Consider the following 26218-nt stretch of genomic DNA (forward strand, 5'->3'; position numbering starts at 1 on the left):
ACGGGGGGCGACCTTTTGGCGCAGTTAGGGAGGGGCGCGCTCTGCGCCCCTCCCAACTTGTGTCTCACTGGGGGGACTCTCCTTGACTACACCCCTGTCCGGTGGTCGTCACAGACGCCGGATACGCATCGCCCTGCCCGTCGCCGCCGCGGGTGTCGCGGCCGCGGTCGCCGCCCTGCTGACGGTCTCGTCCGCGGGCGCGGCGACGGCCTCGGCGGAGCCGACGGTCAAGCCCGTCAAGAGCTCCGCATCGCTGACCGACCTGACGGACCGCGTCGCGGGCGCTCTCGCCACCGACAAGGACTTCAAGAAGGCGTCGAAGACCAAGGACACGAAGACGGACGGCTCGACCGCCTCCTCCAAGTCCTCGACCTCGTCCGGGTCCTCCTCGACCTCGTCCGGGTCCTCCTCGACCTCGACCGTCACTCCGATGGTCATCGGCGGCACCACCACGAGCATCACCTCTGCACCGTGGATGGCCCAGCTCTGGTACTACGACGACAAGGGCACCAGCGACACCGGCGACGACGTCGGCTTCTTCTGCGGTGGCACCGTCGTGGCGCCCACGAAGATCCTCACTGCCTCGCACTGTGTCCACGGCTACAACTGGCACGCGTACGGAGCGATCGTCACCGGCACCGACCAACTGCCCACCACCGACAGCTCGGGCAACACCGACCTGCACGGCGGCACGGTCTCCGGCGTGTGGCGGCAGTGGAACCACCCGTCGTACAACTCGACGACCGTCGACAACGACGTAGCCGTCCTGACCCTGGCCGCCCCGATCACCGCCACGCCGATCCGCATGGCGACGTCCACCGACACGGCGTCCTACGCGGCCGGCACCAACGCCAAGGTCTACGGCTGGGGCCGCACCAGCTCCACCAGCAACGACATCTCGCAGACCCTGCAGAGCGCCACGCTGCCCATCCAGTCCGACAGCACCTGCTCCGGCTACTACAGCAGCGACTTCATCGCGGGGCACATGGTCTGTGCGGGCAACCCGGCGACCGGCAGCGACTCCGGCACCACCACGGCCTGCAACGGCGACTCCGGTGGCCCGCTGATCGTGGGCAACCGCATCGTGGGCATCGTGTCGTGGGGCGTGCAGGACTGTGTCGCCAAGGGCGCGTACAGCGTGTTCACCAAGGTGAAGGCGTACGTCGGCGCCGCCTACCCGCGCATCGACGACACCAACCTCAGCGACAGCTCCACCTCCACCCCTGACGGCAAGGCCGACCTGTTCGTGCGCGAGCACTCCACGAACACCGGATACGAGAAGGACTCCAAGGGCACCTCGTTCGCGGCCCGCGTCTCCTGGGGCAGCTTCAGCGGCTACAACACGATCCTGCAGACGGACCTCAACCGGGACGGCTACCAGGACTTCGTTCTGCGCCGCAGCAGTGACGGGGCGGTCTTCTGGCTGCACTACATCCCGTCCACCCAGAGCTGGAGCAAGAGCCTGCTCTTCAGCAACTGGTCCACCCGCAAGTTCACCGTCGCCCCCGGTGACGTCACCGGCGACTACCTGCCCGACCTGCTCTCGGTGGACTCCTCCGGCAACCTGTGGATCTACCCGGGCAAGGGCAACGGTACTTTCGCCAGCCCCGTCAAGGTCGGCTCCGGCTGGGGCCAGTACAACTCCCTGCGCGGCCACGGCGACTTCAACGGCGACGGCAAGGCCGACCTGATCGCCCGCCAGAGCAGCACCGGCGACGTGTACCTGTACCGGGGTACCGGCACAGCCGGCTCGGGCGCCTTCGCCTCGCGGATCAAGGTGCGCAGCGCCTGGACCGGCTACAACACCTTCGACGCGGTCGGCGACATCACCGGTGACGGCAAGGCCGACTTCCTGGCCCGTACCTCTGCCGGCACGCTTTATCTGTACCCAGGTACCGGTAAGGCCACGAGCGAGATCTTTGCCACAAGGATCTCGGTCGGTACCGGTTTCCAGGCATACGACCTTTTCGGCTGAAACCGCAGGTGAGCGGGTTACGCCCGTAAACCTCCGTGACGCTCTGTGTCCGGCCTTCCACGGGTCGGGCACAGAGCGTTGTGCAACCCTTTCTCGAGTTTCTCCGTCTGACCCGACGGAGTGACGATGGTGCGGTACGACGCGTATCCGTGACCGACAGGCCTGTCCCTGAAAGCAGGGGGTAACCGACCGGACGAGAACGAGGAGCACATGTCCGCCGAGAGCACGCCGGAACCCGGAATACCGGGGGAGCCCGGCACCAACGGCACGCGCGGCCGCGCCAAGGGCCGCCGCCGCAAGCCCCGCAGCACGCGCCGCAAAGGCCTGCTGATCACGGCGTGGACCGCCGCGGGCATCGTCGTGCTGGGCGGCACCGGAGCCGGATACCTGTACTTCAAGCTCAACGGCAACATCAAGAGCGTGGACATCGACTCGGCCCTGGGCACGGACCGGCCGACGAAGGTCGACAACGGCTCCGAGAACATCCTGGTCCTCGGCTCGGACAGCCGCTCGGGCAACAACAAGAAGCTCGGCGGCGGCACCGACGACGGCAGCGCCCGCTCCGACACGGCGATGATCGTGCACGTCTACAAGGGCCACAAGAAGGCCAGCGTGGTCTCCATGCCCCGCGACACCCTCATCGACCGCCCCGAGTGCACCGACACGAACGGCAAGACGCATCCCGCCGCGACCGGCGTCATGTTCAACACCGCGTACTCCACCGGTGGCGCCGCCTGCGCCGTGAAGACCGTGGAGTCGATCAGCGGGCTGCGGATGGACCACTACCTCGAGGTCGACTTCAGCGGCTTCGAGAAGCTCATCGACGAGCTCGGCGGCGTCCCGGTCACCACGACCAAGGACATCAAGGACTCCCAGAGCCATCTGAACCTCAAGGCCGGCACGCACACGCTCGGCGGCGAGCAGGCCCTCGGCCTGGTCCGCACCCGGCACGGCGTCGGCGACGGCTCCGACCTCGGCCGCATCCAGCTCCAGCAGGCCTTCATCAAGGCCCTGGTCGAGCAGGTCAAGCACGTCGGCATCTTCACCAGCCCGAAGAAGCTCTACGACCTCGCCGACACCGCCACCAAGGCCGTGACGACCGACTCCGACCTCGGCTCGGTGAACTCCCTGATGTCCTTCGCCAACGGCCTGAAGGGCATCGGCTCCAGCAACATGCACATGATCACGATGCCGGTCCAGTACGACCCGTCGAACCCGAACCGTGTGATCGTGGAGAAGGCCAAGGCCCAGCAGGTCTGGACGGCGCTGAAGAACGACCGGCCCATCCCGAGGTCGGCGACTGAAGGAACGGCGACCGGCGAGGCGAAGGGCGTCGTAACCGCTGGTTAGAAGGGGTGCGAGGAACCCCGCCGAGCCGCAGGGAATAGATCACCCGAACCCCCGGTTTTGGGGGATGGCCCCAGTCCTGGCAGACTGGTACGTCGGCCCCGGTTCACGCGACCGCACCCCGCGGGAGCGACCCGGTGCCCTCCCGAAACTAGGAGACACCTTGAAGCGCGACATCCACCCCGAGTACGTCGAGACGCAGGTCAGCTGCACCTGTGGCGCGTCGTTCACCACCCGCAGCACGATCTCCAGCGGCACCATCCGCGCCGAGGTCTGCTCCGAGTGCCACCCGTTCTACACGGGCAAGCAGAAGATCCTCGACACCGGTGGCCGTGTGGCCCGCTTCGAGGCCCGCTTCGGCAAGGCTGCTGCCGGCTCCAAGAAGTAGCTGGCTCCCATTCGCCGGTCCACGGCCGCGCCCTTCACAGGCGTGCCGGGACCGGCGTTTTTGGTCGCCCGCCTTCCCCTTTTTCCACGCAGTACAGGAGCCCAAGATGTTCGAGGCCGTCGAGGAACTCGTCGGTGAGCACGCCGACCTGGAGAAGAAGCTCGCCGACCCGTCGGTCCACGCCGACCAGGCCAACGCGCGCAAGCTGAACAAGCGCTACGCCGAGCTCACCCCGATCGTCGCCACGTACCGCTCCTGGAAGCAGACCGGCGACGACATCGAGACGGCGAAGGAATTCGCCGCCGACGACCCCGACTTCGTGGCCGAGGTCAAGGAGCTGGAGAAGCAGCGCGAGGAACTCACCGAGAAGCTGCGCCTGCTGCTCGTGCCCCGGGACCCGTCCGACGACAAGGACGTGATCCTCGAGATCAAGGCCGGCGCCGGCGGCGACGAGTCCGCGCTCTTCGCCGGTGACCTGCTGCGCATGTACCTGCGGTACGCCGAGCGGGTCGGCTGGAAGACCGAGATCATCGACGCCACCGAGTCCGAGCTCGGCGGCTACAAGGACGTCCAGGTCGCCGTGAAGACCAAGGGCGGCCAGGGCGCCACCGAGCCCGGGCAGGGCGTCTGGGCCCGGCTGAAGTACGAGGGCGGTGTGCACCGCGTGCAGCGCGTGCCGGCGACCGAGTCCCAGGGCCGCATCCACACCTCCGCGGCCGGTGTGCTGGTCACGCCCGAGGCCGAGGAGGTCGACGTCGAGATCAACCCGAACGACCTCCGCATCGACGTCTACCGCTCCTCCGGACCCGGCGGCCAGTCGGTGAACACCACCGACTCCGCGGTGCGCATCACGCACATTCCGACCGGAGTCGTCGCCTCCTGCCAGAACGAGAAGAGCCAGCTGCAGAACAAGGAGCAGGCGATGCGTATCCTGCGCTCCAGGCTGCTCGCAGCGGCGCAGGAGGAGGCGGAGAGGGAAGCCGCCGACGCCCGCCGCAGCCAGGTCCGCACCGTCGACCGCTCCGAGAAGATCCGCACGTACAACTTCCCGGAGAATCGCATCTCGGACCACCGCGTCGGCTTCAAGGCCTACAACCTGGACCAGGTCCTGGACGGCGACCTCGACGCGGTGATCCAGGCCTGCGTCGACGCGGACTCGGCGGCCAAGCTGGCGGCCGCCTAAACGCACCTGCGCACGACCCAGTACGACACGGAGGAATGCGTGAACCTGCTGCTCTCAGAGGTGGCACAGGCCACCCAGCGGCTGGCCGACGCCGGCGTGCCCTCGCCGCGCACCGACGCGGAGGAGCTCGCCGCGTTCGTGCACGGCGTGAAGCGCAGCCAACTGCACTCCGTGAAGGACTCGGACTTCGACGCCCGCTACTGGGAGGTCATCGCCCGGCGCGAACAGCGCGAGCCGCTGCAGCACATCACCGGGCGTGCCTACTTCCGCTACCTCGAACTCCAGGTGGGGCCAGGGGTGTTCGTGCCGCGGCCCGAGACCGAGTCCGTGGTCGGGTGGGCCATAGACGCCGTACGCGCGATGGATGTCGTCGAGCCCTGCATCGTCGACCTGTGCACCGGCTCCGGCGCCATCGCGCTCGCGCTCGCCCAGGAGGTGCCGCGCTCGCGCGTGCACGCCGTGGAGCTGTCCGAGGAAGCCCTCCAGTGGACCCGCAAGAACGTCGAGGGCTCACGTGTCGACCTGCGCCAGGGCAACGCCCTCGACGCCTTCCCGGACCTCGACGGCCAGGTCGACCTGGTCATCTCCAACCCGCCGTACATCCCGCTGACCGAATGGGAGTACGTCGCTCCCGAGGCGCGGGACTACGATCCCGAACTCGCCCTGTTCTCGGGGGAGGACGGCCTCGATCTCATCCGCGGTCTGGAACGGACCGCACACCGGCTGCTGCGCCCGGGCGGTGTCGTCGTCATCGAGCACGCCGACACCCAGGGCGGCCAGGTGCCGTGGATCTTCACCGAGGAGCGGGGCTGGGCCGACGCGGCCGACCACCCGGACCTCAACAACCGCCCGCGGTTCGCGACGGCCCGCAAGGCACTGCCGTGACCATCCCGACGACCCACTTCCCGATGTACGTGTACTTCGTGTACGAGGAGGCCCGCTAGACATGGCTCGGCGATACGACACCAACGACGCGACGGACCGCACGACCGGTCTGCGCGAAGCCGCGTCCGCCGTCCGCCGTGGCGAGCTCGTGGTCCTCCCGACCGACACGGTGTACGGCATCGGCGCCGACGCGTTCTCCTCGGAGGCGGTCGCCGATCTGCTGGAGGCCAAGGGCAGGGGCCGCAACATGCCCACCCCCGTGCTGATCGGGTCCCCGAACACGCTCCACGGTCTCGTCACCGACTTCTCCGAGCTGGCCTGGGAGCTCGTCGACGCCTTCTGGCCGGGCGCGCTCACGCTCGTCGCCAAGCACCAGCCGTCCCTGCAGTGGGACCTGGGGGACACCCGGGGCACGGTCGCCATCCGGATGCCGCTGCACCCGGTCGCCATCGAGCTGCTGACCGAGGTCGGCCCGATGGCCGTGTCCTCGGCGAACCTGACCGGGCACCCCGCCCCCGAGGACTGCGACGCGGCGCAGGAGATGCTGGGCGACTCGGTCTCCGTCTACCTAGACGGCGGCCCGACCCCCGGCAACGTGCCGTCCTCCATCGTCGACGTCACCCGCCCGGTGCCGGTGCTGCTGCGCGAGGGCGCGATCTCTCCGGAAGAGCTGCGGAAGGTCGTACCCGACCTCGAGGTGGCGAATTGACGGCCCCTGACGCGGGGCGTGGCATAGGCAACGGGGTAGAGACGGGGAACCTGTTCGAACAGGGCGTCCCCATGACCAACTTCCGCATCCTCCACGTCAGCACCGGCAATGTGTGCCGCTCGCCGATCACCGAGCGGCTGACCCGCCATGCCCTGGCGGACCGGCTCGGCGACCCCCGGTGGGGCGGGCTGATCGTGGAGAGCGCGGGCACCTGGGGCCACGAGGGGGCGCCCATGGAGGCCAACGCCGAGGCGGTCCTCGCGGACTTCGGCGCGGACGCCTCCGGCTTCATGGGCCGCGAACTCCTCGACGAGCACGTCATCATGGCCGACCTCGTCCTGACGGCGACCCGCGACCACCGCGCCCAGGTCATCTCCATGGGCCACTCGGCGGGCCTGCGCACCTTCACCCTGAAGGAGTTCACCCGCCTGGTGAAGGCGATAGACCCCGCGACCCTGCCACCCCTGGAGGACGGCGTGGTGGCACGCGCGCGTGCCCTGGTGCGGGCTGCGGCGGCTCTACGCGGGTGGCTCCTGGCCCCGACCGCCGAGGCGGACGAGGTGTACGACCCGTACGGCGCCCCGCTGACCTTCTTCCGGTCCATCGGTGAGGAGATACACCAGGCGCTGGATCCGGTGGTGACCGCCCTGACGGGGGTGCCCGCGCGGGCTTGACGCCGGACGCGTCGCGTCCCAGCGCTCACCGGGGTACCCGCGAAGGCGTAACAACCGAGCACCTCACCGGTACCGGGCCTACATTGGTCGTACGTCACCGTCGACGCCCCCGGAGCCCATCATGCCGGTCACTCCCACCCTCGAGGCCGATGTCCTGCGCCGGCAGGACCCCGAGCTGGCCGAGATCCTGCTCGGTGAGCGCGACCGGCAGTCGACGACGCTGCAGCTCATCGCCGCCGAGAACTTCTCCTCGCCCGCGGTGCTGGCAGCGCTCGGCTCGCCGCTGGCCAACAAGTACGCCGAGGGGTACCCGGGCGCCCGCCACCACGGCGGCTGCGAGATCGTCGACGTCGCCGAGCGCCTCGCCGTGGACCGCGCGAAGGCCCTGTTCGGCGCCGAGCACGCCAACGTGCAGTCGCACTCCGGCTCTTCGGCCGTCCTCGCCGCGTACGCGGCCCTCCTGCGGCCCGGCGACACCGTCCTCGCCCTCGGCCTCCCGTACGGCGGCCACCTCACGCACGGCTCGCCCGCCAACTTCTCCGGCCGCTGGTTCGACTTCGTCGGCTACGGCGTCGACGCCGAGACCGGGCTCATCGACTACGACCAGGTGCGCACCCTCGCCCGTACGCACCGCCCCAAGGCGATCGTGTGCGGTTCCATCGCCTACCCCCGGCACATCGACTACGCCTTCTTCCGCGAGGTCGCCGACGAGATCGGGGCGTATCTCATCGCCGACGCCGCCCATCCCATCGGGCTCGTCGCCGGGGGAGCGGCGCCCAGCCCGGTGCCGTACGCCGATGTCGTCTGCGCGACCACCCACAAGGTGCTGCGCGGGCCGCGCGGCGGGATGATCCTGTGCGGCGCCGAGCTCGCCGAGCGGGTCGACCGGGCCGTCTTCCCCTTCACCCAGGGCGGCGCGCAGATGCACACCATCGCCGCCAAGGCCGTCGCGTTCGGGGAGGCGGCAACCCCGGCGTTCAGGTTGTACGCCCATCAGGTGGTCGCCAACGCCCGGGCGCTGGCGGCTCGGCTGGCCGCCGAGGGCCTGGTGGTCACCACCGGCGGCACGGACACCCATCTGATCACCACCGACCCCGCGCCCCTGGGCGTCGACGGACGCACCGCGCGCGGCCGCCTCGCCGCGGCCGGAATGGTGCTGGACTGCTGTGCGCTGCCGCACGGGGACGCCCGTGGTCTCAGGCTCGGCACGGCGGCCGTGACGACACAGGGGATGGGAGAGGAGGAGATGGCATCGATCGCCGCCCTGCTGGCGGATGTGCTGCGCGGCGGGACCGAGAGCCAGAAGGCGCGTGATCAGGTGCGCGAGCTCACCGGTAGATTTCAGCCGTACACCGGCTGAGCGGGGGTAGACGCACCTGCGTACCACTGGGTGCAGCCTGCGTGCACAGGCACGCGTGCAACCATCGTCGCTACCCGGCAGTCCCCATTCATATGCGTGCGTCGCTAGGGTGTGGGGCTGAGATGGCCAGCGAGACCTGTGGGGAAGCCTGTGCGTGAATACCTGCTGACGCTCTGCATCACGGCCGCGGTGACGTATCTGCTGACAGGGCCGGTACGGAAGTTCGCGATCGTGGCCGGAGCCATGCCGGAGATCAGGGCCCGTGACGTGCACCGGGAGCCCACTCCGCGCCTCGGCGGGATCGCCATGTTCTTCGGGCTGTGCGCGGGCCTGCTGGTCGCGGACCATCTCACCAACCTCAACGAGGTCTTCGAGAAGTCCAACGAACCGCGGGCGCTGCTCTCCGGAGCGGCGCTCATCTGGCTCATCGGCGTCCTGGACGACAAGTTCGAGATCGACGCGCTGATCAAGCTCGGCGGCCAGATGATCGCCGCGGGCGTGATGGTCATGCAGGGCCTGACCATCCTGTGGCTGCCGGTCCCCGGCGCCGGCACCGTCGCGCTGACCCAGTGGCAGGGCACCCTGCTGACGGTGGCGCTGGTCGTCATCACCATCAACGCGGTCAACTTCGTGGACGGCCTGGACGGCCTGGCCTCCGGCATGGTGTGCATCGCCGCCGCCGCGTTCTTCATGTACGCCTACCGCATCTGGTACTCGTACGGCATCGAGGCCGCCGCCCCCGCCACGCTGTTCGCGGCCATCCTGATGGGCATGTGCCTGGGCTTCCTGCCGCACAACATGCACCCGGCGCGCATCTTCATGGGCGACTCGGGCTCCATGCTGATCGGGCTGGTCCTGGCCGCGGGCGCGATCTCCATCACGGGGCAGGTCGACCCGGACAGCCTGTTCGGCGGGTCCCAGCGCCAGACGGTGCACCACATGGTCCCGGTCTACATCCCGCTGCTGCTGCCGCTGACGATCATCGCGATCCCCGCCGCCGACCTGGTGCTGGCCATCGTGCGCCGCACCTGGCGCGGCCAGTCGCCGTTCGCCGCGGACCGCGGACATCTGCACCACCGTCTGCTGGAGATCGGGCACTCGCACAGCCGGGCCGTCCTCATCATGTACTTCTGGTCGGCACTGATCGCCTTCGGCGCTCTCGCCTACTCGGTCAACTCGGCGTCCATGTGGATCGTCCTGGGCGTCGTGTTCCTCAGCGCCATCGGGCTGCTGCTGCTCCTGCTGCCGCGCTTCACGCCGCGCGCCCCGCGCTGGGCCGAGCACTTCGTGCCGCCGCGCTACCGCCGCCGCAGGGCCGTCGCCGAAACCGCGTCGACCCCCGCGCACCCGGCCGCAGTCGAAGAGGAGCAGTGCCCACCGGTCGTGGCCGGTGTGCCAGGGGTGAACGGTGCGACCGCTCTGGGCACCCGTCCGCGCTTCCTGGACCGCCGCAAGGCCGGTTCCCCGCGCTGACGCTCGCGTTGACGGGCAAGGTAAGAATCTGACTAGAGCATTGCCAACTCGTGGGGGAGCAAAGACCCCCAATATCAGACAAGCCGGTTCGGTTTCTGCACAGACGCGCACTGTCACTCTCATGTGTGACAGCAAGCACACCGACTAGGTAAAGACCGCATCAAATAGTTTGTGATACGGTTCACGAGAACCCCGGAGAGAGCTGAAGGACCGTAGTGCGACGGTCCATTGGCCGTGAGTTCCCCTCTCGATCCGGGACTACGCTCGTCCATGACGACACCTGCCCCCCTGTGAAAGCGGAGTTGCCGCCATGCCGTCCAATGACGTCCGGATCCTGGCCCAGGCCGCCGTACCCACGGCTGCCGTCGGCGTGATTGCCGCCGTCGTCAGCGGTGTGGTCGCCGGTGGCAAGGGTGTGATCGGGGCGGCTGTTGCGACGCTGATCGTGATTCTCTTCATGGGGCTCGGGCTCTACGTCCTGCAGCGCACTGCCAAATCGCTTCCGCACCTGTTCCAGGCAATGGGCCTGATGCTCTACGCAGCACAGATCCTTCTGCTGTTCATCTTCGTCGCGGTTTTCAAGCACACGACGCTGTTCAACCCCCGGTCCTTCGCGCTCACGCTGGTCGCATCCACCCTGACCTGGATCGCCGCGCAGACGCGAGCGCACATGAAGTCCAAAATCCTTTACGTCGAACCCGACAAGACGGGGCACTCGTCGTGAGGGGTAGGGCCGGGATAAGGACACATGAGATCTCCTGCTATCGTCCGGTGCCAACTGCGGCATCGCGGGCGCGGGCATCTGAGCTGACGCCTGATCGATCGCGAGGCTTGATGCCCCCCAGCCGCCCTCACATCCGTAACACCAGTCCAGTGCCGACCCGCGGCTGCGCGCCGCGCCGACACAACGAGGTTGCCGTACCCATGCGTCACGATGAAGGAGCCCGCGGTGAGTGCTGATCCGACGCAGACGCTCGCTTTCGACTCGAGCTGTCACCTGTTCTCCGGGTGCGGTTTCGACACCGTCGCTCCGGGCCTGCACTCGTTCCTCTTCAAGCCGCTCTGGGGTGACGCAGACGGCCATGGCTTGTACTTGAACCATGGCTTCTACTTCAACAAGCCGATGCTGCTGGCCCTGCTGGGCTCCATCATCGTGGTGGGCTTCTTCTGGGCCGCGTTCGCCAAGCCCAAGGTCGTCCCGGGCAAGCTCCAGCTGATCGCCGAGGCGGGCTACGACTTCGTGCGCCGCGGCATCGTCTACGAGACCATCGGCAAGAAGGAAGGCGAGAAGTACGTCCCGCTCGTCGTCTCGCTGTTCTTCTTCATCTGGATGATGAACCTCTGGTCGATCGTCCCGGTCGCCCAGTTCCCGGTGACCTCGATCATCGCCTACCCGGCGGTCCTGGCCCTGATCGTCTACCTCGTCTGGGTCCCGCTCACCTTCAAGCGGCACGGCTTCGTCGGCGCTTTCAAGAACTTCACCGGTTACGACAAGTCGCTCGGCGCCGTGCTCCCGCTGTCGATGACCATCGAGCTCGCCTCGAACCTGCTCGTCCGCCCGTTCACGCACGCGGTCCGGCTCTTCGCGAACATGTTCGCCGGCCACACGCTGATCGTGCTCTTCACGGTCGCCAGCTGGTACATGCTGAACGGCATCGGCATCGCCTACTCCGGTGTCTCGTTCATCATGACGATCGTCATGACCGCCTTCGAGCTCTTCATCCAGGCCGTCCAGGCGTACGTCTTCGTCCTGCTGTCCTGCTCGTACATCCAGGGCGCGCTCGCCGAGCACCACTGAGCTGCCCCGCTCCGCACCCCCTTGTCGTCCGGTGGCCAACCCCCACCGGTCCGTAAAGAAAAGGAAGAACTGGCATGTCCCAGACCCTTGCCGCTGTCACTGGCTCGCTCAGCTCCGTCGGTTACGGCCTGGCCGCCATCGGCCCCGGCGTCGGCGTCGGCATCATCTTCGGTAACGGCACCCAGGCCCTCGCCCGCCAGCCCGAGGCGGCCGGCCTCATCCGTGCCAACCAGATCCTCGGCTTCGCGTTCTGTGAGGCGCTGGCCCTCATCGGCCTCGTCATGCCGTTCGTCTACTAAGTCGAACGTCAGCGACAGCCCCATTCGACGAAAGGCACTGAGATGACCCACGCATGGGTTCAGTTTGCGGCGGAGAAGGAGAACCCCCTCGTTCCGCCGTGGCCGGAGCTCGTCATCGGCCTGATCGCCTTCGTCATCGTCTTCGGCTTCCTCGCCAAGAAGCTCCTCCCGAACATCAACAAGGTTCTGGAAGAGCGCCGCGAGGCCATCGAGGGCGGTATCGAGAAGGCCGAGGCCGCACAGACCGAGGCCCAGAGCGTCCTCGAGCAGTACAAGGCCCAGCTCGCCGAGGCCCGGCACGAGGCCGCGCGTCTGCGCCAGGAGGCGCAGGAGCAGGGTGCCGCGCTGATCGCCGAGATGCGCGCCGAGGGCCAGCGGCAGCGCGAGGAGATCGTCGCCGCCGGTCACGCGCAGATCGAGGCCGACCGCAAGGCCGCCGCGTCCGCGCTGCGGCAGGACGTCGGTCACCTCGCAACCGAGCTGGCCGGCAAGCTCGTCGGTGAGTCCCTCGAGGACCACGCCCGGCAGAGCCGTGTCATCGACCGCTTCCTCGACGAGCTCGAGGAGAAGGCCGAGGCCACCCGATGAACGGAGCGAGCCGCGAGGCACTGGCCGCCGCACGCGAGCGCCTCGACGCGCTGACGGACTCCACGTCCGCCGACGCGACGAAGCTCGCCGACGAGCTGGCCGCCGTCACCGCGCTGCTCGACCGCGAGGTGTCGCTGCGTCGGGTCCTCACCGACCCGGCGCAGGCCGGTGAGGCGAAGGCCGAGCTGGCCCAGCGCCTGCTCGGCTCCCAGGTCGGCGGGGCCACTGCCGACCTGGTGTCCGGCATGGTGCGCTCCCGCTGGTCGCAGTCCCGTGACCTGGTGGACGCGCTGGAGGAGCTGGCGGACACCGCCGAGCTCACCGCCGCGCAGAAGAGGGGCGCGCTCGACGACGTGGAGGACGAGCTGTTCCGCTTCGGGCGGATCGTCTCCTCGAGCACCGAGCTGCGTGCCGCGCTGACCGACCGCGCCGCGAGCACCGCGGCCAAGACCGAGCTGCTGCACCGGCTGCTCGGCGGCCGGGCCGTCGCGAGCACCGAGCGTCTTGTGACGCGCCTTGTGACCGCGCCGCGGGGACGTAGCCTGGAGGCGGGACTTGAGTCCCTGTCCAAGCTCGCCGCCGAGCGCCGGGACCGGCTGGTCGCCGTCGTGACCTCGGCGGTGCCGCTGAGCGACGCGCAGAAGCAGCGCCTGGGCGCCGCCCTCGCGAAGCTCTACGGCCACAAGATGCACCTCAACATCGACGTGGACCCCGAGGTCCTCGGCGGGATCCGGGTGCAGGTCGGTGACGAGATCATCAACGGCTCGATCGCGGACCGCATCGAGGACGCCGGCCGCCGTCTGGCGAGCTGAGCAGCAACTTCATAAGCAGAACAGCAGTACAGCAGTACGTACCTACGGCCCGGTTGGGTCGTGCAGAGGATTCCTGGGGGTCGCCCCCAGACCCCCAAGTTGAAACTTCGGGCCCAACAAGGAGAGCAGGGAACCCAGATGGCGGAGCTCACGATCCGGCCGGAGGAGATCCGGGACGCGCTGGAGAACTTCGTCCAGTCGTACAAGCCGGACGCGGCCTCGCGCGAGGAGGTCGGTACGGTCACCCTTGCCGGCGACGGCATCGCGAAGGTCGAGGGTCTGCCCTCGGCCATGGCCAACGAACTGCTGAAGTTCGAGGACGGCACCCTCGGCCTCGCCCTCAACCTCGAGGAGCGCGAGATCGGTGCCATCGTCCTCGGTGAGTTCAGCGGCATCGAGGAGGGTCAGCCGGTGCAGCGCACCGGTGAGGTGCTCTCCGTGGCAGTCGGCGAGGGCTACCTCGGCCGCGTCGTCGACCCGCTCGGCAACCCGATCGACGGCCTCGGCGAGATCGAGACCACCGGTCGCCGCGCCCTCGAGCTGCAGGCCCCCACGGTCATGCAGCGCAAGTCGGTGCACGAGCCGATGGAGACCGGCTACAAGGCCGTCGACGCGATGACCCCGATCGGCCGCGGTCAGCGCCAGCTGATCATCGGTGACCGCCAGACCGGCAAGACCGCCCTGGCCGTCGACACCATCATCAACCAGCGCGACAACTGGCGCTCGGGCGACGTGAACAAGCAGGTCCGCTGCATCTACGTCGCCATCGGCCAGAAGGGCTCCACCATCGCGTCGGTCCGCCGCGCGCTGGAGGAGAACGGCGCGCTGGAGTACACGACCATCGTCGCCGCCCCCGCGTCCGACCCGGCCGGCTTCAAGTACCTTGCGCCGTACACCGGTTCGGCCATCGGCCAGCACTGGATGTACGAGGGCAAGCACGTCCTGATCATCTTCGACGACCTGTCGAAGCAGGCCGACGCCTACCGCGCCGTGTCGCTGCTGCTGCGCCGCCCGCCGGGCCGTGAGGCCTACCCGGGTGACGTCTTCTACCTGCACTCCCGTCTGCTGGAGCGCTGCGCGAAGCTCTCCGACGACATGGGCAAGGGCTCGATGACCGGTCTGCCGATCGTCGAGACCAAGGCCAACGACGTCTCGGCGTTCATCCCGACCAACGTCATCTCCATCACCGACGGCCAGTGCTTCCTGGAGTCGGACCTGTTCAACGCCGGTCAGCGCCCCGCGCTGAACGTCGGTATCTCCGTCTCCCGAGTCGGTGGTTCCGCGCAGCACAAGGCGATGAAGCAGGTCTCCGGCCGGCTCCGCGTCGACCTCGCCCAGTTCCGTGAGCTGGAGGCCTTCGCCGCCTTCGGTTCCGACCTGGACGCCGCGTCGAAGGCGCAGCTGGAGCGCGGTCAGCGCATGGTCGAGCTGCTGAAGCAGTCGCAGTACCAGCCGATGTCCACCGAGGACCAGGTCGTCTCCGTCTGGGCCGGCACCACCGGCAAGATGGACGACGTGCCCGTGGCCGACATCCGCCGCTTCGAGAAGGAGCTCCTGGAGTACCTGCACCGCAAGGAGCAGGGCCTCATGACCTCCATCCGCGAGGGCGGCAAGCTGTCGGACGACACCCTCACCGCCGTCGCCGACGCGATCGCCGAGTTCAAGAAGCAGTTCGAGACCTCGGACGGCAAGCTTCTCGGCGAGGACGCCCCGGCCGCCGCCAAGTGACGTAAGGAAGGGACCTGACTCATGGGAGCCCAGCTCCGGGTCTACAAGCGTCGCATCCGATCCGTCACCGCGACCAAGAAGATCACCAAGGCGATGGAGATGATCGCCGCCTCGCGCGTCGTCAAGGCGCAGCGCAAGGTGGCGGCCTCCACGCCGTACGCGCAGGAACTGACGCGTGCGGTCACGGCGGTCGGTACCGGCTCGAACACGAAGCACCCGCTGACCACGCAGGCCGAGACGGTCACGCGGTCCGCGGTGCTGCTCCTCACGAGCGACCGTGGTCTCGCCGGTGCCTTCAACTCCAACGCCATCAAGGCGGCGGAGCAGCTCACCGAGCGGCTGGAGCGCGAGGGCAAGGAGGTCGTCGTCTACATCGTCGGCCGCCGTGGTCTCGCGCACTACAACTTCCGTGAGCGCAAGGTCGCGGAGTCGTGGACCGGCTTCACCGACGAGCCCACGTACGCGGACGCCAAGAAGGTCGCGGCGCCGCTGATCGAGGCCATCGAGACCGAGACGGCCGAGGGCGGCGTGGATGAACTCCACATCGTCTTCACCGAGTTCGTGTCGATGATGACGCAGACGGCGCTCGACGACCGTCTGCTGCCGCTCAGCCTCGAAGAGGTCGCGAAGGAAGCAGCCCCGCAGGGCGAGATCCTTCCGCTGTACGACTTCGAGCCCTCGGCGGAGGACGTCCTCGACGCCCTGCTGCCGCGCTACGTGGAGAGCCGTATCTACAACGCGCTCCTCCAGTCGGCCGCTTCGAAGCACGCCGCCACGCGGCGCGCGATGAAGTCGGCGACCGACAACGCGGGCGAGCTCATCACCACGCTCTCCCGACTTGCCAACGCGGCCCGCCAGGCCGAAATCACCCAGGAAATCAGCGAGATCGTCGGTGGCTCCGCAGCCCTGGCCGACGCGACCGCGGGGAGTGACCGCTAATGACCACCACTGTTGAGACCGCGACGGCCACGGGCCGCGTCGCCCGGGTCATCGGCCCGGTCGTCGACGTGGAGTTCCCCGTCGACGCGATGCCGGACATCTACAACGCCCTGCACGTAGAGGTGGCCGACCCGGCCAACGCCGGCGAGAAGAAGACGCTGACCCTGGAGGTCGCCCAGCACCTGGGTGACGGCCTGGTCCGCACCATCTCCATGCAGCCCACCGACGGTCTGGTCCGCCAGGCCCCGGTGACCGACACCGGCAACTCCATCACCGTTCCGGTCGGCGACTTCACCAAGGGCAAGGTGTTCAACACCCTCGGTGAGGTGCTGAACGTCGACGAGAAGTACGAGGGCGAGCGCTGGGGCATCCACCGCAAGGCCCCGAACTTCGACGAGCTCGAGTCGAAGACCGAGATGTTCGAGACCGGCGTCAAGGTCATCGACCTGCTGACCCCGTACGTCAAGGGCGGCAAGATCGGTCTGTTCGGCGGTGCCGGCGTCGGCAAGACGGTGCTCATCCAGGAGATGATCTACCGCGTCGCCAACAACCACGACGGTGTCTCCGTGTTCGCCGGTGTCGGCGAGCGCACCCGTGAGGGTAACGACCTCATCGAGGAGATGTCCGACTCGGGCGTCATCGACAAGACCGCGCTGGTCTTCGGCCAGATGGACGAGCCCCCGGGCACCCGTCTGCGCGTGGCCTTGGCGGGTCTGACCATGGCGGAGTACTTCCGCGATGTGCAGAAGCAGGACGTGCTGTTCTTCATCGACAACATCTTCCGCTTCACCCAGGCCGGTTCCGAGGTGTCGACCCTGCTCGGCCGTATGCCCTCCGCGGTGGGCTACCAGCCGAACCTGGCCGACGAGATGGGTCTCCTCCAGGAGCGCATCACCTCGACCCGCGGTCACTCGATCACCTCGATGCAGGCGATCTACGTCCCCGCGGACGACCTGACCGACCCGGCCCCGGCCACCACCTTCGCCCACCTCGACGCGACGACGGTTCTCTCCCGTCCGATCTCCGAGAAGGGCATCTACCCGGCCGTGGACCCGCTGGACTCCACGTCCCGCATCCTGGACCCGCGCTACATCGCGCAGGACCACTACGACGCCGCCATGCGCGTCAAGACGATCCTGCAGAAGTACAAGGACCTCCAGGACATCATCGCGATCCTCGGTATCGACGAGCTCGGCGAGGAGGACAAGCTCGTCGTCCACCGTGCCCGTCGCGTGGAGCGCTTCCTGTCCCAGAACACCCACGTCGCCAAGCAGTTCACCGGCGTCGACGGGTCGGACGTCCCGCTGGACGAGTCGATCGCGGCCTTCAACGCGATCTGCGACGGCGAGTACGACCACTTCCCGGAGCAGGCGTTCTTCATGTGCGGTGGCATCGAGGACCTGAAGGCCAACGCCAAGGAGCTGGGTGTCTCCTGAACTCCCTGAGTTCGTAAGAGGGGGCGGGGTACGTCCCGCCCCCTCTTTCACGCCCATTAGACTTGTAACCAACACCCGGCCGAACCGCCGGGTGGTGACCCGAGGAGCCACCTTGGCTGCTGAGCTGCACGTCGCGCTGGTCGCGGCCGACCGAGAGGTCTGGTCCGGCGAGGCCACCCTGGTCGTCGCGCGCACCACGTCCGGCGACATCGGCGTCATGCCCGGTCACCAGCCGCTGCTCGGTGTGCTGGAGTCGGGCCCGGTGACCATCCGTACGAGTGATGGTGGAACGGTCGTCGCCGCGGTGCACGGCGGTTTCATCTCGTTCGCGGACAACAAGCTGTCGCTGCTGGCCGAGATCGCCGAGCTGTCGGACGAGATCGATGTCCAGCGCGTTGAGCGAGAGCTGGAGCGCGCGAAGGCGGAGGGCGACGCCGCCGCCGAGCGACGCGCCGATGTACGACTGCGCGCGGCGGCGACGAGCTGAGCCCGCGCGGAGCTGTATGAATTCACTCAGCCGCGGTCGGCACCGGAGCAATCCGGAGCCGACCGCGGCTGAGGCAGATATAGGTGTTTTTTCCGTTCCGTTACCTATTTTCGGTACCTAGGAGACGAGGAGGTCGGTGTCGATGGTCCTCGCTCTGACTGTGTGCGGAGTCGTGGTCGCCCTGGTGGTGCTGGCGCTGTTCGTCTTCGGGCTGCGCCGCAGACTCATCCAGCGCTCCGGGGGCACCTTTGACTGTTCGCTGCGCTGGGACGTCCCCGAGAAGACGGACACGAGCGGGAAAGGCTGGAGCTACGGGGTCGCCCGCTACAACGGCGACCGCATCGAGTGGTACCGCGTCTTCTCCTACGCCTACCGCCCGCGCCGCGTCCTGGAACGCGCCGCGATCGAGGTCGCCGGCCGTCGCCTCCCCGAGGGGGAGGAGGAGCTGGCGCTGCTCTCCGACGCGGTGATCCTCACCTGTCTGCACCGGGGCACGCGTCTTGAACTCGCGATGAGCGAAGACGCGCTGACCGGTTTCCTCGCGTGGCTGGAGGCAGCCCCGCCCGGTCAGCGCGTCAACGTCGCCTGACTACGACTACAGGTTGTTGCTGATGGCGCTCACCAGCTCGCCGTTGCTGGTGTCGCCGCTGAACTCCCAGAAGAAGGCGCCGCCGAGACCCTGGGACTTGGCCCAGCTCATCTTCCCGGCGATGGTCGACGGGGTGTCGTACGACCACCAGTTGCTGCCGCAGTGCGCATACGCCGTGCCGGCGACGGTGCCGGTGGCCGGGCAGGACGTCTTGAGCACCTTGTAGTCCTCGATGCCCTGCTCGTAGGTGCCCGCGGCCGGCCCCGTCGCGGTGCCGCCGGGGGCGTCCTGGGTCACGCCGGTCCAGCCGCGCCCGTAGAAGCCGATGCCGATCAGCAGCTTGCTCGCGGGGACGCCGGCCGCCTTGTACTTGGCCATCGCGTCGGCCGTGGTGAACCCGGCCTTCGGGATGCCGCTGTAGGAGGTGAGCGGGGAGTGCGGGGCGGTCGGGCCCTGGGCGTCCCAGGCACCGAAGAAGTCGTACGTCATCACGTTGTACCAGTTGACGTACTGGGCGGCGCCCGCATAGTCGGCGGCCTCGATCTTGCCGCCGGACGATCCGTCCGCGGTGACCGCGGCCGTGACCAGTGCGCCGGAGCCGAACTTGGCGCGCAGCGCCGACATCACGTTCTTGAAGGCCGCCGCGCCGCTGGTGTCACAGGACAGACCGCAGGCGTTCGGGTACTCCCAGTCGATGTCGATGCCGTCGAACACGTCCGCCCAGCGCGGGTCCTTGACCAGGTTGTAGCAGGAGTTCGCGAAGGCGGTCGGGTTGGCCGCCGCCTGCCCGAAGCCGCCGGACCAGGTCCAGCCGCCGAAGGACCACAGCACCTTGATGTTCGGGTACTTGGCCTTCAGCTCGCGCAGCTGGTTGAAGTTGCCGCGCAGCGGCTGGTCCCAGGTGTCGGCCACGCCGCTCACCGACTGGTCGGCGGTGAACGCCTTGTCGTAGTCGGCGTAGGAGTCGCCGATTGCGCACTGCCCGTTGGTCACATTGCCGAAGGCGTAGTTGATGTGCGTGATCTTCGACGCGGATCCCGACGTCACCAGGTTCTTGACGTTGTAGTTGCGGCCGTAGATGCCCCACTCGGTGAAGTAGCCGAGCTTGACCGTGGAGCCGGAGGTCGGGGGAGTGGTGGTGCCGCCCGTGGTGTGCACGGCGACCGAGCCGCTGACCGGACCGGTCTGGTCGGCGGTGTCACGGGCCTGGACGGTGTACGAGTAGTCGGAGCCGGCGGTCAGGCCGGTGTCCGTGTACGAGGTGGTGGTGACGGTGGAGACCACCTTGCCGTCGCGCAGGACGTCGTAGTTCTTGATGCCCTTGTCGTCGGTGGCCGCGCTCCAGGACAGCTTCACCGAGGTGTCGGTGATGGAGGAGGCGGTGGGGGTGCCCGGTGCGGAGGGGGCCGCGTCGCCGGGGACGGTGGTGCCGTCGCAACTGTCGCCGTTCAGCTTGCAGTGGGAGGGGGAGCCGGAGCCCGCTCCGTTGAAGCCGAAGGAGACGGAGGCGCCGGGGGCTATGGAGCCGTTGTAGGACTTGTTCTTGGCGGTCCAGTGGGTGCCGGAGGACGTGACGTCCGCGTCCCAGGCCGAGGTGACGGACGTACCGGAGGGGAAGTCCCACTCGACCGTCCAGGAGCTGATGGCCGTGGTGCCGGTGTTCTTCACCGTCCACTTGCCCTCGAAGCCGGTGCCCCAGTCCTGGGTCTTGGCGTAGGTGGCCGTCGCGGTGGTCGCGGCCTGGGCGGGGCCTGCGAGGCCGACGAGACCGGCCAGCGGCAGCAACAGGGTCGCGAAGCCTGCCGCGGCTCTGTGTCCGAAGCGCATGGTGCGCCTCCTATGGGGAGTTGGGGGGCGTGACTGAGCCTTCACACCCACAGTGCCGCGAGAATAGAAAGGTCTGGACCATCGGTCAATAGGTCTGGACCACTCTGGCGCGGTGCGTGCTAGATCCCCAACTCCTGGGCCAGTACGGCCGCTTGGACCCTGCTGCGCAGCTCCAGCTTCCCGAGGAGGCGGCTGACGTGCGTCTTCGCCGTCGCCTCCGCCATGTCGAGACGGGCCGCGATGGCGACGTTGGACAGGCCCTCACCGAGGCAGGACAGGACCTCGCGCTCGCGGCGGGTGAGGCTGTCGAGCACGGCCGGATCGGCCTTTGGCTCGCGTACGGATGTGGTGGCGAACTCGGCGATCAGGCGGCGGGTGACGGCCGGCGCGATCAGGCCCTCCCCGCGCGCCACGGTCCGCACCGCCTCCAGCAGGTCCTTCGCCTCGGTGTTCTTGAGCAGGAAGCCGGCGGCGCCGGCGCGCAGGGCCCCGAAGACGTACTCGTCGAGGTCGAAGGTGGTGAGGACGAGGACGTCCGCCAGCCCCTCCCCGACGACCTGCCGGGTCGCCGACACTCCGTCCAGGCGCGGCATCTGGACGTCCATCAGCACGAGATCCGGCCGCAACTCCCGTGCGAGTGCCACCGCCTGCTCGCCGTCCGCGGCCTCCCCGACCACCTCGATGTCGGGCGCGCTGCCCAGGATGAGGACGAGTCCGGCGCGGACGGCGGACTGGTCCTCGGCGACCAGGACGCGAATCATTCGGAACCTCCTTCGGTCAGGGGGAGCGTGGCGCGCACGGCCCAGAAGCCGCCGTCGGGCCCGGCCTCGAAGGTGCCGCCCAGCAGCGCCGCCCGCTCCCGCATGCCGACCAGGCCGGCTCCGGAGCCCGGTGCGCGCGGGCCGTCCCGGTGGCCGTACGGGCTGGTCACCCGGACGTCGAGCACGCTGTCCCGCTGGACGAGGGCGACGGTTGTGCGGCCGGGGCAGGCGTGCTTGAGGGCGTTGGTCAGGGACTCCTGGACGATGCGGTAGGCGGCGAGTTCGACCGGTGCGGGGACCGTGCCGTGGTCGGTGTCGAGGGTGATGTCGAGGCCGTTGGCGCGGGCGCCGTCGACGAGGGCGGTGAGGCCGTCGAGGGTCGGGACCGCGCTCGGCTCACCGTCGCCGTCGCGCAGGATGCCGATCAGACGCCGCATCTCCGCGAGCCCCTCGACGCTGTTCTCGCGGATGACCGAGAGGGCCTCCCTCGATGTGCCGGGATCGTCGATGGACAGTGCGGCCGTGGAGTGGATGGCGATCGCGGAGAGATGGTTGGCCACCACGTCGTGCAACTCCCTTGCCATCCTGGCCCGTTCGGCGGTGACCGCCTGGCTGCGGTCCATCTCGGCGAGCAGCGCGGTCTGTTCGGCGCGCAGCCGCTCGGCGTCGGCGGTGTCACGGTGGTCGCGCACCACCCAGCCGGTCGCCGCGGGCGCCAGGGTGACGAGCGCGACACCCGCCCCGATGAGGAGGGCCTGCGGTACGCGCCAGGCCACGTACGGGGCGACGGTCCCGACCACCGTGAGCAGGCCGGTGATCCAGGTGATGCGGCGGGCGGAGGCGAGTGTGCCGTACAGGACGGCCGCATAGACGAGGTCCGTGAACATCACGATGGTGGCGAGGTTGCCGCGGGTCACCAGGTCCGCGGTGATCGCGACCGTGCCGATGAGCAGGGCGGTGCGCGGGCGGGTGCGGCGCAGCAGTTCGCAGGCCGCGGTGACGACGAGCGGCACGAGGACCGCCCAGCGGGCGTCGACCACGGTGATCGGGTCGTCGGCCTTGCGGCTGTAGAGGCCGACGGCACAGAGCAGCGGCCCTCCGGCCAGTCCTCCCACGGCGATGAGCACGTCGTCGCGGTGCGGGCGGGTGAGTCGTGCGGCCATGGCTCCATCCAACACGGCCCGCGCGCCGCGTGCCTGCTCCCGGGGGAGGGTCCCGAACTGCATCGTTCGATGTACGACGACCTCGTCACCGCCGACGACGAAAGCGCCTGCACCGCCCGGAAGCCTGGAGGGACGAGGGAAGGGGTGTGCCGTGGTCGTCGGATTGATCATCACCTGCGAGGTCGGGTTCTGGGTGCTGCTGGCGGCCGGGCTGGCCGTCCGCTACCTGCTCAAGTGGCGCCGTACGAGCGTGGCCCTGCTGCTGTGCGAGCCACTGCTGGAGGTTGTGCTGTTCGTGGTGACGGCCGTCGACCTGAGGAACGGTGCGACCCCGAGCTGGGGACACGGGCTGGCCGCCCTCTACATCGGCTACACGGTCGCCTACGGCCACCACACGATCCGCCGGCTCGACGGACACGCCGCCCATCGCCTGGCCGGCGCCCCGAAACCCGTGGGCCCGCCCCGCTACGGCCTCGCCCGGGCCCGTCACGAGGGCCGCCTCTGGCTGCGCACCCTTCTCGCGACGGCTGTCGCCTGCGCCCTGCTCCAGGGGGCGATCTGGTACGTCGACGACGGCGACACGTCGTCCCTGCGCACCTTCCAGTGGGCGGCGCTGCGGACCCTCGGCATCCACGGGACCGTCGCGTTGACGTACCTGATCTGGCCGAAGAGGCAGCCGGCGAGCGCTGCCGTGCGCCGGGACGAGGGTGCATGAGCCTGTGTACACCGAGCCCGGGCCGGCTCGATCCCCTTGAACGGACGACCGCCCTGCGCATCCTCCACGCGCTCAGCCGCCTCGGCGACGCCTCGTACCGCGAGGACGCGGACGTGAAGGACACCGTCCCCGGTGATGGTCGTACCCTGACCGGACGCTGAGGGGAGGCGCGCATGAGCGAGGCGGAACGCCCCGGTGCGGTGCTGGTCGTGGACGACGATCCTGCCATCCGGCGGTCGCTGGAGCGCGGGTTGAGGCTGAGCGGGTTTCGGGTGCGGACGGCGGACGGTGGTCGTGAGGCGCTGGCGGCGATCGAGGAGACGCCGCCCGACGTCCTCGTCCTCGATGTGTCGATGCCCGGTATGAGCGGCATCGAGGTGTGCGAGCGGCTCCGTCACGACGGCCAGGACCTCCCCGTGCTCATGCTGTCGGCGCTCGACGAGACCGCCGACCGTATCGCCGGACTCCAGGCGGGCGGCGACGACTACCTGGTCAAGCCGTTCGCACTGCAGGAACTCGTGCTGCGGCTGCGCGCGTTGCTGCGCCGCCGCCCGCCCGTGGGGGAGGTGCTGCGGGTGGCGGGCCTGGTGATCGACCCGGCGGCGCGCACCGCGGAGCGGGACGGCAGGCCGTTGGAGCTGACCCGGCGCGAGTTCGAACTCCTCGAGGTGCTCGCCCGCAACGCCGGGCTCGTCCTCACCCGCGACCAGCTCCTGGAACGGGTGTGGGGTTACGACTTCGACGTGCGGACGGACGCCGTCGACACCTTCGTCAGCTATCTGCGGCGCAAGCTGGAGGCCGAGGGCCGGCCCAGGCTGGTCCACACCGTGCGCGGGGTGGGCTTCGTGCTGAGGGACGAGTCGTCGTGAGGCTCTCCACCCGGATCGGGCTCGCCGTCGGGGTCACCGTGCCGCTCCTCGTGCTCGCCTCCGGCTGGCTGCTGCTCCGGTTGGTCAACCACGATCTGCACAGCGCCGAGGACAGCCATCTGCGGGCCAGGGCCACAGCGGCGGTCCCCGACGCCCGCGCCCTGCTGCGGGCCAGTGCCAACGGCCGGCCCAAGGCCGCCGACAACAAGGAGCGGCTCCTGTACAGCGCGGCCCTCGATGTCGGCGTACGCGTCATCGGACCGGACGCCACCTTCAGCGGCGGACCGCAGCCTGACGCCTCGGTGCCGCTGCCCAAGGCGACCAGGGAGCCGGTCACCGTCCGGGACGGCGGTACCAGCTGGCGCGCGCTGTCCCGGCCGATCACCACCGCGCGTGGCACGGGCACCCTCTGGGTCTTCTCGCCCAACGCCGCCGACCAGGCCCAACTCCGGCTCGTACGGCGCCGGGTGGCGGTGACGACCCTGCTCGCCGCGCCCCTGTCCGGCCTGCTCGCCTGGGGCATCGCGACCGGTGCGACCGGACCGCTGCGGCGGCTCGGCCGCCGTACCGCCGGACTCGACCCGCGCACCAGCGCCGCCCGGCCGCCCGACGAGCCCACCGGAGTGACCGAGGTCGACGAACTGGCCGCCACCCTGCGCACCGTCCTCGCCCGCTACGACGAGCAGGCCGCCCGCACCGCCGAGGCACTGGACACGGCCCGCTCCTTCTCCGCGGCCGCCTCCCACGAACTGCGCACCCCGCTGATGAGCATGGGCACCAACCTCGACATCCTCGCCGACCACCCGGACCTCCCGGAGCCGGACCGCACGGAGGTCCTGGCCGATCTGCGCAGCGAACACGCCCGTCTGCTGAACCTGCTGGTGATGCTGCGCGAACTCGGCCGCGGCGACCTCGTCGAGGCGGAGGCCTTCCGGACCGTGGACGTGACGGAGACCGCGGACGCCGCGGTGGGGGAGGCCCGGCGCCGCGCCCCGGACGCCCGCATCACGCTGGAGGCGGCACCCGGGCCCACGGTCCACGGCTGGGAACCAGGCATCCGCCTCCTCCTCGACAACCTGCTGGCCAACGCCCTGGCCCACGGGCGGGACGCGACCGGGCAGGCCACCGTGACGGTCGGGGTACGGCAGGTGGACGGGCAGGTCGTGATCACGGTCGACGACCGGGGCCCGGGGGTGCCCGAGCCGACCCGCGCCCGGATCTTCGAGCGCTTCGCCCGCGGCCCCGGCAGCTCGGGCTCCGGGCTCGGCCTGACCCTGGTGGCCCAGCAGACGGCCCTGCACCGGGGGAGCGTCACGGTCACGGACGGCCCACAGGGCGTGGGCGCCCGCTTCGAGGTACGGCTGCCGTCCACGGGAGCGGCCCCGCCCGCCCGCCGGGACTGGCTGATCGGCACAGCCGGGGCAAACCGGTCACAGAGTTTCCCCAAAGAGCCTTCCTAGCCTCCACGGCAGGCGGACGGACGCAGGGGGCCGTCCGCGGAACGGAGGCTGAGATGTATGTACGACGACACCGGCGCACGCTGCTCGTGGGGGCGGCCGTAGCGGCGATGGTGGCCGGCGGCACGGGAGCCGCCGTGGCCGAGAGCACGCCCTCGCCCGCGTCCACGGCCACCCCGGCCGGGGACGGGGCCAAGGCCCTGTGCAAGCGGGCACCGAAGATCGACCGACGCATCGACCGCGCCCTGAACCGGCTGAACGCCGGCGCCGACAAGCGCGGTTCGATCGCCCGGCTGCAGCAGCGCGTGGACCAGGCGAAGGCGGCCGGTCACAGCGAGATCGCCACCTACCTCCAGGACCGGTTGACCTTCCGCAAGTCCCTGGTGACGACGCTCCAGCAGCGGCAGAAGGACCTGAACGACGTCCGGACCTGGTGCAAGGACAACAACGAGGGCGCGAGCTGATGCGTCTGAAGGCCGCGGCCGCCGCGGCGGCCCTCCTCGCGGGGCTCACCGCGGGCTGCGCGCCCCACGGCGGCACGGCGGACAAGGCACCCGCCACGCCCGCCACCCCCTCCGGCTACTCGGAGATGCAGAAGAAGGTGGCCGCCGCCGAATCCGCCGTCGCCCGGGCGGACCAGGACGCCGCCCAGGACACCGGGCGCTAGCTGTACCCGGTCATGACTTTGGTGACAGTCGGGTGATCGGTGGCTGGCCGCCGAGCGCAGTGTGTCGGCGGCCAGTGTTGTAGAAGTGC

At 69.3% G+C, this 26218-nt stretch carries 28 protein-coding genes; 25 read left to right on the forward strand and 3 right to left on the reverse strand.

The window, feature by feature from the left end; translation table 11 throughout:
* Nucleotides 1–82 precede the first annotated feature (82 nt).
* The 19 genes from ACFY1E_RS43200 (at nt 83) to ACFY1E_RS43290 (ending at nt 18670) form a co-directional block, all read left to right on the forward strand.
* On the forward strand, nt 83–1975 hold the full coding sequence (locus tag ACFY1E_RS43200) for a trypsin-like serine protease (RefSeq protein ID WP_389086814.1): 1893 nt from the start codon (nt 83–85) through the stop codon (nt 1973–1975).
* Nucleotides 1976–2185: 210 nt separating this feature from the next.
* Nucleotides 2186–3325: an LCP family protein gene (locus ACFY1E_RS43205; RefSeq protein ID WP_389086817.1), complete on the forward strand. Its 1140-nt coding sequence runs from the start codon at nt 2186–2188 to the stop codon at nt 3323–3325.
* A gap of 160 nt (nt 3326–3485) precedes the next feature.
* Nucleotides 3486–3710, forward strand: coding sequence for a 50S ribosomal protein L31 (rpmE, locus tag ACFY1E_RS43210; RefSeq protein ID WP_019753312.1), 225 nt, complete (start codon nt 3486–3488; stop codon nt 3708–3710).
* A 106-nt stretch (nt 3711–3816) separates the two neighbouring features.
* A complete protein-coding gene (gene prfA, locus ACFY1E_RS43215) occupies nt 3817–4893 on the forward strand; it encodes a peptide chain release factor 1 (protein ID WP_115905884.1) in 1077 nt (358 codons plus the stop codon).
* 39 nt (nt 4894–4932) lie between these two features.
* Nucleotides 4933–5778 carry a peptide chain release factor N(5)-glutamine methyltransferase gene (prmC, locus tag ACFY1E_RS43220; protein WP_389086819.1) on the forward strand — a complete coding sequence of 282 codons (846 nt, stop codon included), beginning with the start codon at nt 4933–4935 and terminating at the stop codon, nt 5776–5778.
* A 61-nt stretch (nt 5779–5839) separates the two neighbouring features.
* On the forward strand, nt 5840–6487 hold the full coding sequence (locus ACFY1E_RS43225; protein WP_389086821.1) for an L-threonylcarbamoyladenylate synthase: 648 nt from the start codon (nt 5840–5842) through the stop codon (nt 6485–6487).
* Nucleotides 6484–7161: a protein-tyrosine-phosphatase gene (locus ACFY1E_RS43230; RefSeq protein ID WP_389086823.1), complete on the forward strand. Its 678-nt coding sequence runs from the start codon at nt 6484–6486 to the stop codon at nt 7159–7161. The genes ACFY1E_RS43225 and ACFY1E_RS43230 overlap by 4 nt, the downstream gene beginning before the upstream one ends.
* Nucleotides 7162–7282: 121 nt before the next feature.
* Entirely contained in the window at nt 7283–8521 is a 1239-nt protein-coding gene (gene glyA, locus ACFY1E_RS43235; RefSeq protein ID WP_389086826.1) for a serine hydroxymethyltransferase, read from the forward strand.
* A gap of 150 nt (nt 8522–8671) precedes the next feature.
* Nucleotides 8672–9994: an MraY family glycosyltransferase gene (locus tag ACFY1E_RS43240; RefSeq protein WP_389086828.1), complete on the forward strand. Its 1323-nt coding sequence runs from the start codon at nt 8672–8674 to the stop codon at nt 9992–9994.
* Nucleotides 9995–10304: 310 nt separating this feature from the next.
* On the forward strand, nt 10305–10718 hold the full coding sequence (locus ACFY1E_RS43245) for a hypothetical protein (protein WP_389086831.1): 414 nt from the start codon (nt 10305–10307) through the stop codon (nt 10716–10718).
* Nucleotides 10719–10928: 210 nt separating this feature from the next.
* Nucleotides 10929–11792: a F0F1 ATP synthase subunit A gene (gene atpB / locus ACFY1E_RS43250; RefSeq protein WP_389086833.1), complete on the forward strand. Its 864-nt coding sequence runs from the start codon at nt 10929–10931 to the stop codon at nt 11790–11792.
* 74 nt (nt 11793–11866) lie between these two features.
* Nucleotides 11867–12091, forward strand: a complete 225-nt coding sequence (gene atpE / locus ACFY1E_RS43255; RefSeq protein WP_228623583.1) for an ATP synthase F0 subunit C — start codon at nt 11867–11869, stop codon at nt 12089–12091.
* Nucleotides 12092–12133: 42 nt separating this feature from the next.
* Entirely contained in the window at nt 12134–12679 is a 546-nt protein-coding gene (locus ACFY1E_RS43260) for a F0F1 ATP synthase subunit B (protein ID WP_389086836.1), read from the forward strand.
* On the forward strand, nt 12676–13491 hold the full coding sequence (locus tag ACFY1E_RS43265; protein WP_389086838.1) for a F0F1 ATP synthase subunit delta: 816 nt from the start codon (nt 12676–12678) through the stop codon (nt 13489–13491). Before ACFY1E_RS43260 ends, ACFY1E_RS43265 begins: the two co-directional genes overlap by 4 nt.
* A 138-nt stretch (nt 13492–13629) precedes the next feature.
* Nucleotides 13630–15219 (forward strand): F0F1 ATP synthase subunit alpha, encoded by a 1590-nt coding sequence (atpA, locus tag ACFY1E_RS43270; RefSeq protein WP_389086841.1) that lies wholly within the window; start codon nt 13630–13632, stop codon nt 15217–15219.
* Nucleotides 15220–15240: 21 nt separating this feature from the next.
* The gene (locus ACFY1E_RS43275) at nt 15241–16158 is read left to right on the forward strand and encodes a F0F1 ATP synthase subunit gamma (protein ID WP_389086843.1); all 918 of its coding nucleotides are present in this window, start codon (nt 15241–15243) and stop codon (nt 16156–16158) included.
* Entirely contained in the window at nt 16158–17594 is a 1437-nt protein-coding gene (gene atpD, locus ACFY1E_RS43280; protein ID WP_351474293.1) for a F0F1 ATP synthase subunit beta, read from the forward strand. Before ACFY1E_RS43275 ends, atpD begins: the two co-directional genes overlap by 1 nt.
* 112 nt (nt 17595–17706) lie before the next feature.
* Complete coding sequence (locus ACFY1E_RS43285) at nt 17707–18081, forward strand: F0F1 ATP synthase subunit epsilon (RefSeq protein WP_115905870.1); 375 nt, start codon at nt 17707–17709, stop codon at nt 18079–18081.
* A gap of 142 nt (nt 18082–18223) precedes the next feature.
* Nucleotides 18224–18670 carry a DUF2550 domain-containing protein gene (locus ACFY1E_RS43290; protein WP_389086846.1) on the forward strand — a complete coding sequence of 149 codons (447 nt, stop codon included), beginning with the start codon at nt 18224–18226 and terminating at the stop codon, nt 18668–18670.
* A gap of 6 nt (nt 18671–18676) precedes the next feature.
* On the opposite strand, the gene ACFY1E_RS43295 is transcribed toward ACFY1E_RS43290, so the two are convergent.
* The 3 genes from ACFY1E_RS43295 to ACFY1E_RS43305 form a co-directional block, all read right to left on the reverse strand.
* On the reverse strand, nt 18677–20497 hold the full coding sequence (locus ACFY1E_RS43295) for a glycosyl hydrolase family 18 protein (protein ID WP_389086849.1): 1821 nt from the start codon (nt 20495–20497) through the stop codon (nt 18677–18679).
* Between the two features lie 119 nt (nt 20498–20616).
* Nucleotides 20617–21258 carry a response regulator gene (locus tag ACFY1E_RS43300; protein ID WP_389086851.1) on the reverse strand — a complete coding sequence of 214 codons (642 nt, stop codon included), beginning with the start codon at nt 21256–21258 and terminating at the stop codon, nt 20617–20619.
* Nucleotides 21255–22421 carry a sensor histidine kinase gene (locus ACFY1E_RS43305; RefSeq protein ID WP_389086854.1) on the reverse strand — a complete coding sequence of 389 codons (1167 nt, stop codon included), beginning with the start codon at nt 22419–22421 and terminating at the stop codon, nt 21255–21257. Before ACFY1E_RS43305 ends, ACFY1E_RS43300 begins: the two co-directional genes overlap by 4 nt.
* Nucleotides 22422–22572: 151 nt before the next feature.
* Between ACFY1E_RS43305 and ACFY1E_RS43310 the strand changes: the two genes are divergently transcribed.
* From ACFY1E_RS43310 to ACFY1E_RS43335, 6 genes are read left to right on the forward strand one after another with little or no spacing between them, the layout of a single operon-like run.
* A complete protein-coding gene (locus ACFY1E_RS43310; RefSeq protein WP_389086856.1) occupies nt 22573–23136 on the forward strand; it encodes a hypothetical protein in 564 nt (187 codons plus the stop codon).
* Nucleotides 23133–23297 carry a hypothetical protein gene (locus ACFY1E_RS43315; RefSeq protein ID WP_389086859.1) on the forward strand — a complete coding sequence of 55 codons (165 nt, stop codon included), beginning with the start codon at nt 23133–23135 and terminating at the stop codon, nt 23295–23297. The genes ACFY1E_RS43310 and ACFY1E_RS43315 overlap by 4 nt, the downstream gene beginning before the upstream one ends.
* Nucleotides 23298–23309: 12 nt before the next feature.
* The gene (locus ACFY1E_RS43320) at nt 23310–24005 is read left to right on the forward strand and encodes a response regulator transcription factor (RefSeq protein WP_389086861.1); all 696 of its coding nucleotides are present in this window, start codon (nt 23310–23312) and stop codon (nt 24003–24005) included.
* On the forward strand, nt 24002–25465 hold the full coding sequence (locus ACFY1E_RS43325; protein ID WP_389086867.1) for a sensor histidine kinase: 1464 nt from the start codon (nt 24002–24004) through the stop codon (nt 25463–25465). Before ACFY1E_RS43320 ends, ACFY1E_RS43325 begins: the two co-directional genes overlap by 4 nt.
* A gap of 53 nt (nt 25466–25518) precedes the next feature.
* Nucleotides 25519–25926: a hypothetical protein gene (locus ACFY1E_RS43330; RefSeq protein ID WP_389086869.1), complete on the forward strand. Its 408-nt coding sequence runs from the start codon at nt 25519–25521 to the stop codon at nt 25924–25926.
* Nucleotides 25926–26129 carry a hypothetical protein gene (locus ACFY1E_RS43335; protein WP_389086871.1) on the forward strand — a complete coding sequence of 68 codons (204 nt, stop codon included), beginning with the start codon at nt 25926–25928 and terminating at the stop codon, nt 26127–26129. The genes ACFY1E_RS43330 and ACFY1E_RS43335 overlap by 1 nt, the downstream gene beginning before the upstream one ends.
* Nucleotides 26130–26218 lie beyond the last annotated feature (89 nt).

Origin of the sequence: Streptomyces sp. NPDC001604, assembly GCF_042893475.1 — a bacterium.
Classification (GTDB): domain Bacteria; phylum Actinomycetota; class Actinomycetes; order Streptomycetales; family Streptomycetaceae; genus Streptomyces.